This is a genomic window from Fictibacillus nanhaiensis, from assembly GCF_036213205.1.
Taxonomy (GTDB): Bacteria; Bacillota; Bacilli; order Bacillales; family Fictibacillaceae; genus Fictibacillus; species Fictibacillus nanhaiensis_E.
In genome coordinates this window covers 1-15,256 of record NZ_JARMFC010000009.1, presented here as the reverse complement: position 1 = coordinate 15,256, position 15,256 = coordinate 1, and the positions used below count along the sequence as shown (strand labels likewise).

General features: G+C 40.2%; 21 protein-coding genes. 11 read left to right on the top strand and 10 right to left on the bottom strand.

Annotated features, from left to right (window positions below; all coding sequences use genetic code 11):
* Positions 1 to 49 precede the first annotated feature (49 nt).
* Both rlmD and P4V41_RS11160 read left to right on the top strand, forming a co-directional pair.
* A complete protein-coding gene (gene rlmD / locus P4V41_RS11165) occupies positions 50 to 1,441 on the top strand; it encodes a 23S rRNA (uracil(1939)-C(5))-methyltransferase RlmD (protein ID WP_419181304.1) in 1,392 nt (463 codons plus the stop codon).
* A 27-nt stretch (positions 1,442 to 1,468) separates the two neighbouring features.
* Positions 1,469 to 2,032 (top strand): maltose acetyltransferase domain-containing protein, encoded by a 564-nt coding sequence (locus P4V41_RS11160; protein WP_328084970.1) that lies wholly within the window; start codon positions 1,469 to 1,471, stop codon positions 2,030 to 2,032.
* 231 nt (positions 2,033 to 2,263) lie between these two features.
* On the opposite strand, the gene P4V41_RS11155 is transcribed toward P4V41_RS11160, so the two are convergent.
* The 5 genes from P4V41_RS11155 to P4V41_RS11135 form a co-directional block, all read right to left on the bottom strand.
* Entirely contained in the window at positions 2,264 to 2,428 is a 165-nt protein-coding gene (locus tag P4V41_RS11155) for a YfhD family protein (protein WP_082861253.1), read from the bottom strand.
* Between the two features lie 121 nt (positions 2,429 to 2,549).
* Positions 2,550 to 2,687: a hypothetical protein gene (locus tag P4V41_RS11150; protein WP_328084969.1), complete on the bottom strand. Its 138-nt coding sequence runs from the start codon at positions 2,685 to 2,687 to the stop codon at positions 2,550 to 2,552.
* 90 nt (positions 2,688 to 2,777) lie between these two features.
* Positions 2,778 to 3,344, bottom strand: a complete 567-nt coding sequence (locus P4V41_RS11145) for a GNAT family N-acetyltransferase (RefSeq protein WP_328084968.1) — start codon at positions 3,342 to 3,344, stop codon at positions 2,778 to 2,780.
* 254 nt (positions 3,345 to 3,598) lie between these two features.
* A complete protein-coding gene (locus P4V41_RS11140) occupies positions 3,599 to 4,729 on the bottom strand; it encodes an amidohydrolase (RefSeq protein WP_328084967.1) in 1,131 nt (376 codons plus the stop codon).
* A gap of 30 nt (positions 4,730 to 4,759) precedes the next feature.
* On the bottom strand, positions 4,760 to 5,653 hold the full coding sequence (locus P4V41_RS11135) for a TIGR01777 family oxidoreductase (RefSeq protein WP_328084966.1): 894 nt from the start codon (positions 5,651 to 5,653) through the stop codon (positions 4,760 to 4,762).
* 103 nt (positions 5,654 to 5,756) lie between these two features.
* Here P4V41_RS11135 and P4V41_RS11130 point away from each other — a divergent pair, with 103 nt between their 5' ends.
* From P4V41_RS11130 to recX, 3 genes are all read left to right on the top strand, one after another.
* Positions 5,757 to 7,859, top strand: a complete 2,103-nt coding sequence (locus tag P4V41_RS11130) for a carbon starvation CstA family protein (protein ID WP_328084965.1) — start codon at positions 5,757 to 5,759, stop codon at positions 7,857 to 7,859.
* Positions 7,856 to 8,062, top strand: coding sequence for a CstA-like transporter-associated (seleno)protein (locus P4V41_RS11125; RefSeq protein ID WP_328084964.1), 207 nt, complete (start codon positions 7,856 to 7,858; stop codon positions 8,060 to 8,062). Before P4V41_RS11130 ends, P4V41_RS11125 begins: the two co-directional genes overlap by 4 nt.
* 403 nt (positions 8,063 to 8,465) lie before the next feature.
* The gene (gene recX / locus P4V41_RS11120; RefSeq protein ID WP_328084963.1) at positions 8,466 to 9,281 is read left to right on the top strand and encodes a recombination regulator RecX; all 816 of its coding nucleotides are present in this window, start codon (positions 8,466 to 8,468) and stop codon (positions 9,279 to 9,281) included.
* Here recX and P4V41_RS11115 read toward each other — a convergent pair.
* Positions 9,268 to 9,948: an SDR family NAD(P)-dependent oxidoreductase gene (locus P4V41_RS11115; RefSeq protein WP_328084962.1), complete on the bottom strand. Its 681-nt coding sequence runs from the start codon at positions 9,946 to 9,948 to the stop codon at positions 9,268 to 9,270. The genes recX and P4V41_RS11115 overlap by 14 nt on opposite strands.
* A gap of 58 nt (positions 9,949 to 10,006) precedes the next feature.
* Between P4V41_RS11115 and P4V41_RS11110 the strand changes: the two genes are divergently transcribed.
* A complete protein-coding gene (locus P4V41_RS11110) occupies positions 10,007 to 10,318 on the top strand; it encodes a YfhH family protein (RefSeq protein ID WP_328084961.1) in 312 nt (103 codons plus the stop codon).
* A 228-nt stretch (positions 10,319 to 10,546) separates the two neighbouring features.
* Here P4V41_RS11110 and P4V41_RS11105 read toward each other — a convergent pair whose 3' ends face one another.
* On the bottom strand, positions 10,547 to 10,714 hold the full coding sequence (locus tag P4V41_RS11105; RefSeq protein ID WP_077364736.1) for a YpzG family protein: 168 nt from the start codon (positions 10,712 to 10,714) through the stop codon (positions 10,547 to 10,549).
* Positions 10,715 to 10,753: 39 nt separating this feature from the next.
* A complete protein-coding gene (gene sspK, locus P4V41_RS11100; protein ID WP_328084960.1) occupies positions 10,754 to 10,909 on the bottom strand; it encodes a small, acid-soluble spore protein K in 156 nt (51 codons plus the stop codon).
* A 100-nt stretch (positions 10,910 to 11,009) separates the two neighbouring features.
* Here sspK and P4V41_RS11095 point away from each other — a divergent pair, with 100 nt between their 5' ends.
* Complete coding sequence (locus P4V41_RS11095; RefSeq protein WP_328084959.1) at positions 11,010 to 11,276, top strand: YfhJ family protein; 267 nt, start codon at positions 11,010 to 11,012, stop codon at positions 11,274 to 11,276.
* Between the two features lie 13 nt (positions 11,277 to 11,289).
* Here the strand turns inward: P4V41_RS11095 and P4V41_RS11090 are convergent, their stop codons facing one another.
* Positions 11,290 to 12,291: a metal-dependent hydrolase gene (locus P4V41_RS11090; protein ID WP_328084958.1), complete on the bottom strand. Its 1,002-nt coding sequence runs from the start codon at positions 12,289 to 12,291 to the stop codon at positions 11,290 to 11,292.
* 36 nt (positions 12,292 to 12,327) lie between these two features.
* Here P4V41_RS11090 and P4V41_RS11085 point away from each other — a divergent pair, with 36 nt between their 5' ends.
* Genes P4V41_RS11085 through P4V41_RS11075 form a run of 3 tightly spaced genes read left to right on the top strand, consistent with a single transcriptional unit; the run spans position 12,328 to position 14,517 of the window.
* Positions 12,328 to 12,642, top strand: a complete 315-nt coding sequence (locus tag P4V41_RS11085) for a hypothetical protein (RefSeq protein WP_328084957.1) — start codon at positions 12,328 to 12,330, stop codon at positions 12,640 to 12,642.
* A 1-nt stretch (position 12,643) separates the two neighbouring features.
* A complete protein-coding gene (mutY, locus tag P4V41_RS11080; protein ID WP_328084956.1) occupies positions 12,644 to 13,765 on the top strand; it encodes an A/G-specific adenine glycosylase in 1,122 nt (373 codons plus the stop codon).
* Complete coding sequence (locus tag P4V41_RS11075; RefSeq protein WP_328084955.1) at positions 13,762 to 14,517, top strand: SDR family NAD(P)-dependent oxidoreductase; 756 nt, start codon at positions 13,762 to 13,764, stop codon at positions 14,515 to 14,517. Before mutY ends, P4V41_RS11075 begins: the two co-directional genes overlap by 4 nt.
* A 143-nt stretch (positions 14,518 to 14,660) precedes the next feature.
* On the opposite strand, the gene P4V41_RS11070 is transcribed toward P4V41_RS11075, so the two are convergent.
* Positions 14,661 to 14,885, bottom strand: a complete 225-nt coding sequence (locus tag P4V41_RS11070; RefSeq protein ID WP_328084954.1) for a hypothetical protein — start codon at positions 14,883 to 14,885, stop codon at positions 14,661 to 14,663.
* A 140-nt stretch (positions 14,886 to 15,025) separates the two neighbouring features.
* Here P4V41_RS11070 and P4V41_RS11065 point away from each other — a divergent pair, with 140 nt between their 5' ends.
* Positions 15,026 to 15,199: a gamma-type small acid-soluble spore protein gene (locus tag P4V41_RS11065; protein ID WP_328084953.1), complete on the top strand. Its 174-nt coding sequence runs from the start codon at positions 15,026 to 15,028 to the stop codon at positions 15,197 to 15,199.
* Positions 15,200 to 15,256: the final 57 nt, after the last annotated feature.

Below are 15,256 nucleotides of genomic sequence, written 5' to 3'. Positions count from 1 at the left end.
TCGTCTACAATAAGGAAAGCCACTTTTAGCTAAGAAACGAGTGAATAGAATGATGAAGAATACTAAACAAAATAACCCTATTATGAAGATTGGTGAGACAATTCCTCTATCCATCAAACGCTTAGGCATCAATGGAGAAGGGATCGGTTTTCATCAACGGCAGGTAGTCTTTGTTCCTGGAGGGATTCCGGGTGAAGAAATGTCGGTTATTATTACAAAAGTCTTTCCAAATCGAGCAGAAGCAAAAATAAAAAAAGTATTTAAGAAGTCAAAAGATAGAGTTACACCACCTTGCCCGATCTATGAGACTTGCGGCGGATGTCAGATTCAGCATATGTCTTATCCGGCGCAGCTAAAAGAAAAACGAGATATTGTTGTGCAAGCCTTTGAGCGATACACAAAGATTCATAGGGATAAATTAAACGTGAGAAAAACAATTGGAATGGAAGAGCCTTGGGCGTATCGTAACAAGTCTCAGTTCCAAGTAGGTAAGATCGATGATACTATCATAGCAGGACTTTACAGCAGCAACTCACACAAACTGATTAACATTGATCACTGTCTCGTACAACACGAAGATACGAATATTGTAACGAATAAAGTGAAACAGATTATTAGAGATCTGAACCTGCCTGTATATGATGAAAAAAAGCAAACTGGAAGCATCCGTACGATTGTAGTTAGGACGGCTTTCCGTACAGACGAAATTCAATTAGTAATCGTAACCGCAACGAATGAGTTGCCGAAAAAAGAACTTTTTGTTGAAGAGATCAAGAAAAGACTACCTCAAGTGACATCCTTTGTTCAAAATGTAAACGAAGAGAAAACTTCGCTTGTTTTTGGTGAACAGACGGAAGGCATTTATGGAAAAGATACGATTACTGAGCATCTTGGCGATCTTCGTTTTGAGCTCTCAGCGCGTGCATTTTTCCAGTTGAATCCTGAGCAAACCGTAAATTTATATAATGAGGTAAAAAGGCAGTCAAATCTCACTGGTAATGAAAAGGTCGTCGATGCATATTGTGGATCAGGCACGATCGGCATGTGGCTAGCAAAAGATGCCCAAGAAGTGAGAGGGATGGATATTATTAAAGAATCCATCATAGATGCAAGAAAGAACGCTGAGAAACATCAAATTAAGAACGCTTATTATGAGGCGGGAAAAGCTGAAAAACTTCTCCCAAAATGGGTTAAAGAAGGCTGGCAACCTGACGTTGTAGTAGTAGATCCACCGAGAACGGGTTGTGATCCTGTTTTCTTAGATACAATCATAAAAACAAAACCTAAAAAAATGGTTTACGTATCATGTAATCCTTCAACATTAGCAAAAGATGTCCACATGTTAATAAGTAATGGTTATAAAGTAGAGCAAATCACTCCTGTGGATATGTTCCCTCAAACATCACAAGTTGAAGCTGTTTGTACATTAGTACTGAAATAGAACAAGACGGGAAGGGAATGATGCTGAGTGAAAACGGAAAAAGAAAAAATGATAGATGGCGAGATGTATCGTCCAGATGATCAGCAGCTTGTAAACGAACGAATTCAAGCGAGAAGGCTGACAAGAGAGTACAATGCAACAACAGAAGAGGAAGGGGTTAAACGTACTTCTTTGATAAAACAATTATTCGGATCAACCGGTCAGAATGTTGGAATAGAACCGAACTTTAAATGTGATTATGGCTATAACATTCATGTTGGAGAAAACTTTTATGCCAACTTTGACTGCACCATTTTAGATGTGTGTGAAGTTCGATTTGGAGACAATTGCATGTTAGCACCTGGCGTTCATATCTATACAGCTACTCACCCTATAGATCATATTGAAAGAAATTCAGGTGCAGAGTATGGAAAGCCTGTTGAGATTGGAAATAATGTTTGGCTCGGTGGAGGAGCCATTATCAATCCCGGGATAAGAATTGGAGATAATGCGGTTGTAGCTTCTGGAGCTGTAGTGACCAAAAATGTTCCGGCTAACGTAGTAGTTGGGGGAAATCCAGCAAAAATCATTAAAACCATTGAAATGAAATAATATATTTAAAGCTTAAAAAATTCAGAAATATACACACTATCCACATGTTTTTCCACAGAAAATGTGTATAACTATTGTGTTTTGCACAAATTTGCACACAATAACTTTCATGCAAATTTAAATTATCAACATTATCAACAGCGTTGTGGATAACTTTGTCCACAACATAATAAGAGCATAAGGAATTCTATACTAAAAAAAGACCTGCTATCCCAGCAGGTCTTTTTGCACTTAGCGACGACCTTTTTTCTGGCGTCGGTCAGCGGCTTGAGCACGTGCTTGTGCTTCAAGATCGTTTTGATCTGCCAATTCACTTGAGTACTCGACATCAAGTCCTTTGGCTTGAGAAGCTTTAGCATTGTTGTGCAATGAGGACTTTCGGTTACGTTTTTCCACACAAATACCTCCTTAAAGATATCACGATGTTTTGAAACGTAAAACAAAAGCATTTGAGGAACTTGTCCTCAACTATAGAATGTGCATTTTTCAGCTAAATATTAGAGGAAGAATCATCCTTTTACGAATTATCTTCGTTTGTCATCTCTTGTGTTTCTGCGATTGATTCTGCTGACTTTAATTCCTCTTTATATAAAATTTCTTGTGCTTTAGTTAGGTCATCATTTCTTTCTTTTGCTTGTTGTTTTTTACTTTCCATGATGTAACCTCCTTAAAATAAAATAACCATCACCCAAATTTGGAGTGATGGTTATTAGTATGTGCAGAGTTGGTGTACAAGTTACCTGTATTAAGCTTCCTTTAACTGTTCTTCCACAATTTCAAGAGGCTGTGATTGCGTACGAAGCATGTGCATAAGATAATTATCTTTTTCAATCTGATAAAGGTTGTAGATATCCTGTCCTTGATTGAGCTGATCATAAACATCTTTTCTTGTTTCGTTAGCTAAAGTCACATATGGAATTTTTTCAGCAGCTTTTTGTGAACGAATATTTACTTTGCGAATACGCATAAAGATTGTGTGGATATCTTTCTCATAGAACAATTCAGAAAAGAAAGCTTCTTTTGCTAAAGAATTATACCCTTTTCCGAAATAAGGCTGACCAATCCAGGTGCCAAGAAAGCCATAGCCATCTTGGACATCAAATAAATTAATGGTGCCGATTGGATTATGCCACTCATCCAAAATCGTTCTGGAAATAATGTTTCCTTGGTCTTCTTCCTCGATCGTTTGCTTCGTTAAAAATAAAAATTCTTCAAAAGAAGCAGCTTTTTGACGCACAAAAGGGAAGACGTCTGGGTGCACCATTAAATTGTAAAGAACATGACTTTCTGATAAATCACGCTTTTTCAACAATTTAATCCCTCCTAGAGGGCAGAAGTATCCCCCACCCTCGAATTAAGAATAAAAATTAATTCGGGGTGGGAATCGAACCCACTAGGACCAGTCATAGCTGGTGGCGCACCAATTGCCTTCCCTTGCTTCAATATTTAATTTATGAAAATAATGTTGTATTGAATTCTTGAGCGACTTTTAAAATGTTCCGGATTCGCTTAATCCGCATGTTGCTCTATTTGTATCATAAGACATTTTTTCAAAAAAGAAAATAGTTATTTTGTAGATTTTTTGTAAATTATTTCACCGTCGATCATGGTCAAAACAGGGGTAGCAGAAAAGTGGAACGGATGCTCTGTCCAAAGGGATAAATCTGCATCTTTCCCTGGCTCAATACTGCCTACTCGATCATCTATTCCAAGATTTCTGGCAGGAGCGATCGTAATGCCTTCAAGCGCTTTTTTTTCACTCAAACCTTCCCTTACGGCAATTGCCGCACAAACATTTAAATATTGTATAGGAATGTAAGGGTGATCGGTCGTGATGGAGACTTCAACATTATTTTCGGATAGTATACGATACGTTTCCCATGATTTATTTTTCAATTCAATTTTGGATTTTCGTGTCAGCGTAGGGCCAACGCTTACTTTCAGGTTTAAGTCTTTAAATGAGTCTGCAATAAGATGACCTTCTGTACAATGTTCGATACGAAAATCTAGGTTAAATTCCTCAGCAAAACGAATCGCTGAAAGAATATCATCTGCACGGTGAGCATGAATGCGAACAGGAATTTCACGGTTTAGAGCAGCTGCGATAGGCGCCACACGTAAATTATCTTGATAAGCTGAATCTTTTGCTTGGTAAAAGGCTTCGCGCAGCATGCCCATAATTCCCATACGAGTGATGGAATCATTATGACGTCCACTATGAATTCGTTTTGGGTTTTCACCCAACGCAATTTTAAGTCCTGCTGTTTCCTTAATAATCATCTTTCTGATGTCATGACCATGCGTTTTAATGACAGAGGTCGTTCCACCAATAACATTTGCACTTCCGGGCATGATGTGCGCTGTAGTTACTCCAAAACGAACAGCATCTTTAAAGGCGATGTCTAAAGGATGGCAGCCGTCGATTGCACGAATATGAGGAGTTAGCACCTCATGCGTCTCGTTAGCATCATTTCCAGCCCAGCCTGTTCCTTCATCATACAAACCTAGATGTGTATGAACATCAATGAATCCGGGAAGAAGATGCAGGTTTTCAGCTGGGATGATCTCCATGTCAGCTGACGGTTCTATATGTGTTTCTACAGCTATGATTTTGCCGTTTTCTACTAGAACATCTCCTTGCTGAAGTTCGCTGCTTGTGATTGGGTATACTTTCGCTTGTTGGATTAATGTTTTCATAATGTGTCACCTGATAAATTATTTTTATTATCATTGTAACAAATCATGTAAAGCCCCCTTTAAGTTTGGATAAGAGAAAACATAGCCTAGATTTTGCGCTTTTTCAGGAAGTACCTGCTGTCCCTTTAGAATCAACATACTCATTTCTCCAAACATGATTTTAAAAGCTAGAGAAGGTGCAGGAAGCCAATGTGGGCGATGCATAACGTCACCAGTTATTTGACCAAATTCTTTCATTCTAACAGGGTGTGGGGAAGTGACATTTACAGGTCCTGAATATTCTTCATTCTCAATAGCTTCTGTTATGAGTTTTGCTACATCTTCCACATGTACCCATGAAACCCACTGTTCTCCTGAACCAACCGTACCACCTACAAAAAAACGATAGGGAAGGCTTAGCTGGGGAAGTACCCCACCTTCTTTACCTAAAACTAAACCGAAACGTGTAAAAACCGTTCTGATGCTGTGAGATTCTGCTTCTGATGCTTTCGTTTCCCATGCTTTTACGACTTCAGCTAAAAAGTCAGATCCATGCTTGGATGACCTCTCTGTGAAAGTTTCTGTTTCAGAAGTTCCATAATACCCAATGGCAGAAGCATTAACCCAAACAGAAGGCTTTTGAGACATCTTTTCAACAAGCTTTAATAGTTCTTCTGTTACCTTTAAACGGCTGTTTAAGATCGACTTTTTCTTTTCATCAGTCCATCTGCCATTTATAGATTCTCCAGCAAGATTAACAACCGCATCAATCGGAGGCAGGTCAGGTTCATTGCTTCCCATCCATTGAACATAATGAACGCCTTTTTCTACTGACTGTTTATCTTTTCTTGTCAGAATAAAGACCTCATTTCCAAGCGATGTAAGGTGTTTGGTCAGAAAGCCGCCTACAAAGCCAGTGCCTCCGGTTACTAAGATTTTTTTCAAGATAATCCACCTCTTTCCATTTTATTTATTTAAAAATTAAGAATATTTGTTATAATTCATCTTGTACATATTATATTACCCTATTGAGGAGGAAAGAAGGCTTATGGAGCTCCAAAGAAATGTGCAAACAAAAAAGAAGAACCCCTTTTTGAAAGCGCTGTTATGGATTGGTATTGCTTTAGCTGGAGGAATCGCCTTATCGATTATCGCGCTCCAAAGAGATGAAAAGATCAATGCGATCTGGTTTGTTGTTGCGTCATTGTGTACGTATGCTATTGCTTACCGCTTTTATGCACGATTTATTGCTACAAAAATCTTCAGCCTTAATAAAAACAATGCAACACCTGCAGAGAGATATGCAGATGGGAAGGATTATGTACCAACAAACAAATGGGTTCTTTATGGACACCATTTCGCAGCGATCGCAGGTGCTGGTCCACTAGTTGGTCCCACTTTAGCCGCACAGATGGGATATCTGCCTGGGACGATCTGGATCATTGTCGGAGCCGTTCTTGCTGGTGCTGTACAAGACTTTGTTATATTAATTATTTCCATGAGACGTAGAGGTAAATCAATTGGTCAGATTGCAAAAGAAGAAATAGGGCCAGTTGGTGGAATGCTAGCGCTTATCGGTGTTTTTGCTATTATGGTTATTTTAATTGCCGTGCTTGCACTAGTCGTTGTTAATGCTCTTAAGTCCAGCCCATGGGGTACATATACGATTGCGATGACCATTCCAATCGCTCTTTTCATGGGTGTTTATATGAGATATTTACGTCCGGGAAGAGTAGGTGAAGCGTCTATTATTGGCTTTGTATTGTTGATTTTTGCTTTAGTCAGCGGACAATGGGTAGCGGACTCACCAACACTTGCACCTCTTTTTACATTCGATGGTGAGACTTTAGCTTGGATGCTTATTGTTTACGGCTTCCTTGCATCCGTTCTACCTGTTTGGATGCTTCTTGCACCAAGAGACTATTTAAGTACATTCCTAAAAGTAGGGGTAATCGGAATGATGGCACTCGGCATTCTTATCGTAATGCCTGAGATTCAAATGCCTGCACTTACTAAATTTATTGATGGTACAGGACCTGTTTTCGCAGGGAATCTCTTTCCGTTCTTGTTCATTACGATTGCTTGCGGAGCTATCTCTGGTTTCCATGCTCTGATCTCTTCAGGAACATCTCCTAAATTAATTGCGAACGAGCAGCATGCTCCTATGATCGGATACGCAGGAATGTTAACTGAATCATTTGTTGCGATTATGGCGATGGTAGCGGCAACGCTCTTAACTCCTGGGATCTATTTTGCGATCAACTCACCAGGTGCTGCGATCGGAACGGATGTCGCGACCGCTGCTACAACGATATCTTCCTGGGGATTCACGGTATCAGCGGATGAAATCAATGAGCTCGCTAAAAATGTGGATGAAGAATCGATTCTTTCTCGTACAGGTGGTGCTCCATCGTTAGCCGTTGGGATCGCCCAAATCTTTTCGCAAGTGATCGGTGGACCACAGTTGATGGCATTCTGGTACCATTTTGCGATACTATTTGAAGCTGTGTTCATATTGACCACCATTGACGCAGGTACTCGTGTAGGCAGGTTTATGCTTCAGGACCTTCTCGGACAAATATATAAGCCGCTTCGAAAAACAGACTCTATGCCGGCTGTATATTTCACGAGTGCGTTAGTCGTTGCGGGCTGGGGTTATTTCTTAGTTGTCGGTGTAACTGATCCGTTAGGCGGAATCAATACACTATGGCCGTTGTTCGGTATCGTTAACCAAATGTTAGCGGCCATCGCACTTATCGTGGCAACAACTGTTATCTTGAAGATGGGCAAGAAGAAGTTCGTATGGGTTACATTAGTTCCTCTTACTTGGCTGATGATTGTCACGTTCTCAGCTGCTTGGCAAAAGATTTTTTCTGATGTTCCGAAAATTGGTTTCTTGAAACAAGCTGAGGTCATGAAAGAGGCTATAGCAAGCGGGAACTTGCCTGCAACTGTACCTTCCATGGAAGCTGCTGAAAAGCTAGTCTTCAACAATACGTTAAACGCTTATTTAACCGCGATCTTTATGTTGCTTATTCTAGGTGTTCTAATTGATGCGATGCGCATCTGGTACAAGGCGGTCAAGAGCGAGAAGCCTTTAGAAACATCAGAAGAGCCATTTGTGCAAACAAAGCTTGGTGATGTTTCGTGACATTCCAAGCAGCTTGGAAATGGGTAAGGGACATCTTTCAGATCCTTTTATATATCGGAAAAGGCATCTCAAATCTGCCTGATTATCAAGCTTATGTGAAGCACCTAAAAGAAAATCATCCAGAGCGCACACCGCCGACTGAAAAAGAGTTTTTTGAGGAGTTGCTTGAAAATAAATATGGCGCAAATGCAAAACGTTGTTGATAAGCCTTCATAAGTGCAGGTTGCACTTTCAAGAAAAAGCATTCTCTCTAAACGGGGAGGGTGCTTTTTTTATTTGATGAGTAGATGAGCCTCTGGTGTGGAATCTGCTTTTTACGGTACGTGTTCTTTTACTTATTACGCGTTCGCCGGGAAAGTGAGGTTAATCACCTGTAATGTACGGAATTGCACCTGAGAATGCTGCGTAAGCACCTGTAACTGGACTTTCTACACTTGAAAATCAACTCTAACCACCAATGCTGCTTATATCCTCTGCTTCATCCAACGATAAAGTGCTTGTTTCGTTAACATTCTCTTATAGTTACAAATCAATGGTTCGCAGACTGTTCAAACAGTACGAAATTCAATAAATATGGTACACTAATTGGTGAAAGAAGGTGGGTAGATGGCTGTTATAACAAGGATTTCTGCTCAGCAAAAAAACGACGAACGATTCAATATTTTTATACAAAATGGCCCAAAAGAAGAATTTGCGTTTAGCGTAGACGCAGATGTTTTAATAAAGTTTTCACTTCAAAAAGGTATGGAAATCGATGAAAAAGAATGGGAATCCATCATTGAAGAAGATCAATATCGAAAAGCTTTTAATAAAGCTCTTCACTATTTATCTTTTCGAATGCGAACGGCTCATGAGATTGAGGTATATCTAGAAAAGAAGGAAGTTCCTGAAGCTACGATCAAACGCGTTCTACAAAAACTTTCGGAGTATGATTTTGTGAATGACCAAACATTCGCAAAATCACTCGTAAGAAGCCGTATGAACACATCGTTCAAAGGACCTGGAATGATTCGGCAGGAGCTGAAGAAAAAAGGAATCAGTGATCACAACACGGAAGAGGCTCTTGATCAATTCAGTTATGAAGATCAACTTGAAGCTAGTATTACATTTATTCAAAAGCAATTTTCAAGTGGCAAGAAACGATCTGAAAAAGAACAGAAGCAGAGGATCGCTCAGCAGCTTCAGCAAAAAGGCTATTCGTGGGAAGTGATTGAAATGGCTTTTCAAGAAGCAAAGATCAGTCAATCTGCCGAAGATGAAAAAGAAGCCTTGCTGGCGCATGCTAGCAAAGCTCATCAAAAATATAAAAAGTTTAGTGGCTTTGAATACGAGTCACGCATGAAGAAATTTCTTTACAGCAAAGGCTTCGATTCCGGAGTGATTTCAGAACTGCTTAGCAGTGATGAACTTAACGATCTATGAAGATTTCAGGTCTGTTGTCGTCTTGTTCAAGAATTAGTGCTGCAACTTGCTCTGGAGATTTTAAGCGTGAGCGATCTGCAATATGATTGGAGTCATCCCAGAAAGGGGTATCCATTCCGCCCATATAAACGGCTGTTGGATAGATATTAGTGCCATCCCATTCTTTTACGAGGCTCTCTGTAAATCCTCTAACGGCAAACTTAGAAGCACAATAGACGGATTCATTTACCTTTCCGCGTAAGCCGGCTGTGGAAATGATGTTCATGACCTTACCTGCGCCTTGCTGTTTAAATAGCCTAAAAGCGACTTTAGTCGGAAAAATGGTGCCATAAACATTTGTTTCAAGCATTCCTGTGATATCTGTTTTTGATAAGTCTTCAAGAGGCTCGAAAACTCCCATACCTGCATTATTGATTAACAAGTGAACGTTCTCAGATTGAAAAATGGATTGAAGCATGGATTCGGTTTTTTCGTAATCAGTAATATCGCAAACTTTAAACGATACTTTGTTATCACTGTGAGCGAATGATTGAACAGCTTGCTCTAATTTTTGCTCATCACGGCCAACAAGATATACGTTGTACTTCTTATTATATTCACGGGCTAGTGCGAGTCCTAAGCCAGAGCCGCCGCCCGTAATAATGACAGTCTTATTCAAAGATATCACTCCTATGTAGTTAGTTCTCAAGCATATATAGGGTACAGAAAAGAAAGGAAGTAATCAAATGGAAAAAAGATTCAGCGAGATGACAGAAGTTGAAATTAAAGGCGAAATTGCTTCCCTTCGAGCAAAAGCACAAAAAGCAGAACAAATGGGTATGGTAAGTGAATACGCTGTTTATGAACGCAAGATCGCAATGGGTAAATGCTATCTGATGGACCCGTCAACGATCGAAAGCGGAAAAGAGTACGGAATTCAAGGAGATCCAGGTTCAACCTTTTCTGTGCTGTACCTAAATGGTATTTTTGCCTGGGGTTATAAAAATAAACAAAGTGCACTAGAAGCATTGCCGATTTCAGTTCTTGAAAAATTTTGAAGGCTCTTTTCTTTGTTTTTTGTTCAAAGCTTCTTTGAAGTTGATTGGAGTGTAAGGTGCGAGACTCCTGGGGGATCAGCGGGACAGGTGAGACACCTAAGGTCGCAAGGCGACGAGGTGGCTCACCGCACGCCTCCCCGGAAAGCGAGCACCTGTAACGGAGATCAACCACTTAAAACACCGTGAACAAAATAAAGAAGCGGTACAGGACCGCTCCTTTATTCGTCACTATGAACGCTTACGTGTTTGAATTTCAAGCACATAGTTATTTAATGCTTGCTGGGTCTCCCCGTTCACTTGATTGTACGCATGCTTCGAATTGGCACGCGGTGAGTGAAAGGGGTCAGAATATTTACCGTTAAATCGCGTTGATGAGAAGTAGTCTTTCTTGTTCAACTGATTCACCCCCCAGAATAAAATTCATAACCGCAAGAGTTACTGATCATCTCGGTGTTGATTGGATAAAAACATTCGTTCTTGCGGATGGTCACGAATGGTTCCATCTGGCCGTTTAGAAGAGAATTCTTCTTTTGATCTCGGCTCACCTGAGAAGGAGATCCGATTAGGGAAGTTTTTCGATTTATTGCGCATGTGATTACCTCCTTATTATCGGTTCTCAACTAGTATGAAACGTGAGAGAACCCTTTATGTGACGGGGTTTTCTTTAAAAATTGGATAAGGAGGGAGAATAATGGAAGAGCGTTTTGACAGATTGGCGAAACTACTGCAAAAAAAGAACCCAGCTCTTAATAATCAAGAAGCAAGGGAATGGGTGGAAGGATTATGGGAAGATTTTGAGTCTACTCGAGCGAAGGCTGGGTGGGAATATGAAGGACAAGAAGTTACAGAGAAAATGGTAACTCAGCTGATTACTTCATATGGCCATAAGCTTCACGAGTATTTTTCAAACAATCCTAAATTTCAGCGATTTGTAAAAAAAGACGGGCCTATTCAATAAGCCCGTCTTCTTACTATTCATTATTGTTGATGAGGTCGAGTGGAGAGAATTCCATCTTCTTTTTCAGGCGGTCTTCAGAATAGACCCATCCCGTAAATGAAGTAATGATATTTAAGTTTTCATCAAGCTGTACCATCGCGACAAAGGGGTAGTGTCCTTTACTTCGATACCTAAGATCAATAAATTGAACGAGATGCCCGTGATCGTTTTTCTCGACTTCCCACCTGTGCACAGGAGAGAAGGACAGAAAGGCAGATATGTTTTTATCTTTTTTCGCAGCATCGATCAATTTGGTTTTTGGAACAGCAAGACGATCAAAAGTGTCCCAAACGGTAACTTTTCCATTTTTTAAACCCGCAACAAAGAATTCATGCTTTGATTTTATCGCTAGATGGTAATGTCCCCAACGAATCGTAGGGCTAGCATAAATCTCTTCAGCCTCTGGTATCTTTTTCAGCACAATCTTATTTACTCGCTGTCTGGACTTGATTCGAATGATGTAATAAACGACGAGTATGATATATACCGTTAGAAACGTGTATCCTGGATCAACACCGACATACCAGAGCAGCAAGCCTCCTAGATGCAAGAAAAAGATAAAGGGATCAAAGATACTAATGACACCTAGCGCGATCCATTTCTTTGAAACAGGGTAAAGTGCCTGTGTACCGTAAGCGTTAAAGATATCAACGAACACATGAAGGAAAACTGCGATTGCTGTCCATAACAAAAGCTTTCCGTTGTCGGCTTCAGGAACAAATAAAGAGATGATACCGAATAAAAGTAGCGGCCAGATCACAAGAGCAGGCAATGAATGGGTAAGCCCTCTATGATTGCGGATGTATACCGCATTATTTTTAAGTTTAAGTATTGTGTCAAAGTCTGGTGCTTGGGAACCGATTAGTGTCCCAGCAAGAATGGCTTGGGAGGTCACTGGATCATTTGCAATCGCAGGGTCCAGCATCGCTAATCCACCTAACCCGAGCCCCATTACAATATGTGTGCCTGTATCCAAGGCGATCACCTCCTATGTAGGAATGGAGTGAATAATATGTTAACGGTTTTTATGGAGTATAAAGTAAGTCCGGATTCCATTCAATATTATGAGTCTCAAATGGTTTCTGTGATTAGTGAACTTAAAGCTTTTGGAGCTTCTGATATTCAATGGTATAGGGCGGCAGATCAGCCTTCCCTATATGTTGAATGTTTCCAAGTTAATGATCAAGAATCATATGATACGATTAAAAAAAATCGAACCACACTTCAGCATCCTGTTTTTTCAGTCCTTAACGAATGTGTAACAGGAGGGCTAGAAAAAATCCATTGCTGGGCGTTTGAAAAGCTAAACACAAAGGAAGATCTGTAAATTGAACACAACAAGTAATAGTATATTTTCCCTCAATGATTCATATGTGAAACAATTTCAAGACCATTTGTTAACTTGGTATAATGAGAACAAACGAACATTGCCTTGGAGAGAAAATCAAGATCCTTATCGTGTCTGGGTCTCTGAGATTATGCTTCAACAAACAAGAGTAGATACGGTTATTCCTTATTTCGAACGATTTACTCAACTGTTCCCAACGCTTCAGGACCTCGCTTATGCGGATGAAGAAAAAGTCTTAAAAGCATGGGAGGGTCTAGGTTATTATTCCCGAGTTCGAAACTTACAAACCGCAGTAAAAGAAGTATGCGAATCTTATGGAGGAAAAGTACCGAATACGCCAAAAGAGATCGCAGGTTTAAAGGGAGTTGGCCCATATACAGCAGGAGCGGTCCTTAGTATTGCGTACGGTATTCCAGAGCCAGCAGTTGATGGTAATGTTATGCGTGTTTTATCACGAATTCTATTGATCGAAGAAGACATCAGTAAACCAAAAACGCGTGTGCTTTTTGAAAAAGCAGTAAGGGAGTTGATCTCACACGAAGATCCATCTTCTTTTAATCAAGCTTTAATGGAGCTAGGTGCACTAATATGTACGCCGAAATCACCAGCTTGCTTATTATGTCCGATGCGAGAATTATGCAGAGGGTTTGAAAGTGGAAGGCAAGCCGAACTTCCTGTAAAGTTAGGAAAAACAAAAGTACGGAAAGCTAAGATGACTGCAGGTGTTTTGGTTAATAGTAATGGAGAAATTCTCATTCACAAAAGACCATCAGAAGGATTGCTTGCTAACATGTGGGAATTTCCAAACACCGAGTATGTTGGAGAGCACAAGGATGCTGAGATAGCTGCGTTAGTTGGATATGTGCAGGAACAGACGAATTTGCGAGCTGGTGTAGAGGGGAAAGCGGGCTACATTGAGCATGTTTTTTCTCACTTGAAGTGGGAAATTCAAATTTTGCAAGGGGAAATTGAAAGTGAAGATAATTTAGAAAAACTGCCTGATGACTGGAAATGGGTCAGTGTAGATGAGCTTGAAAATCATCCGTTCCCTGTCTCTCATCAAAAAATTATTCGGCTCATAAAGGAGGCGTTAATCGTATGAATTTAGAACTTGAAGGAAAAGTTGTGCTTGTTACAGGTGGATCAAAAGGGATCGGTCAAGGCATCGCTCATGCCTTTTTAGAAGAAGGTGCAAAAGTAGGAATCGTCGGTCGTAATTTAGCTGATCTGGAAGCTGCTCAAAAAAATGGGATTGAAATTTTCCAAGGTGATGTAACGATTGCGGATGATCGTGAGCGTGTAATGGATGAGTTTGTTACGAGGTTTGGAACGATCGATATTTTGGTTAACAATGCAGGTGGGAGCAATGGTTCTTCTGTTATGGAGACAAGCATCGAGCAGTTTGAAGAAGCCATGCATTTGAACTTTCTTTCAGCTGTTGATTTAAGTAAGAGAGCAGCTGCGATAATTGGCGGGAACTCAGACGGTGGAGCTATTATTAATATTTCCTCTATTTTTGGCCGAGAGTCTGGCGGTAAGCCTACGTACAATGCAAGTAAGGCAGCCATGATCTCGTTCACAAAATCATTTGGTGACGAGATGATCAAGAAGGGGATTCGTGTAAACGGTGTTGCACCTGGATCGATCTTGCATGAAACAGGAAACTGGAAAAAAAGATTGGAACAAGATCAAGATAAAATCAATTCGTTTGTGGAAGAACATATTTCTGCTGGACGGTTTGGGACAGTGGAAGAAGTGGCGAATGTAGTTGTCTTCTTGGCATCTAAAAAGGCATCTTGGGTCGTCGGGAGCACGTTGAACGTGGATGGCGGCCAGTCTTATAGTAATTTTTAATGGATATGAAGGAAAACAAGCCCCAGCGAAGCGCAGGGCTTGTTTTTATGCTCGTTCAGCGGCTAATTTTGGAAGTTGGACGAGCGATTCACAAAGTTTATGAGCAATCCCAATTCCAAGCAATCATGAACTAAAACTTTAAATCAATCGTACTTAACCTCAGTCCCATGCGTCCAATCAGCTTCATCGCGTTTCATGCCGCCTCTTGCTTCGATCTCTTTAATGATCTCGCGGTGCAAACTAGTGCCTTCTTCGTTCAAATAAGGAGCCACCTGTTGCAACGAGTGGTGAAAATAAGCAAGTTCTTCATCTCTCCAATCATTCTTGCTAGTCATACTAAGTTCAGTCATATCTCTTCCTACATACATTTGCTATCCCTCCTTAAATTAGGGTAATCATTCATTTATCCCCCATATTTACTGGTTTTAATACTGGAAAAATATATTATTAAAAATACTTATAAAATTTGATTACCCCGGGTAAATTATATTTCGTGGAGGTGAAAAACATGGACAAACAACAACAACAAAAACAACAGCAACAAGCTCGTCAAAAGCAACAAAACGCTCAACAACAAGCTGGTCAATCTTACGGGACTGAATTTGCTAGCGAAACTAACGCTCAAGAAGTTCGCCAACAAAACCAACAGTCTCAACAAGGTAAAAACCAACAACAAAAATAACCTCTATCCAGGAATGCTCCCTAATCACTAGGGAGCATTTCAGAACGTAGACAAACC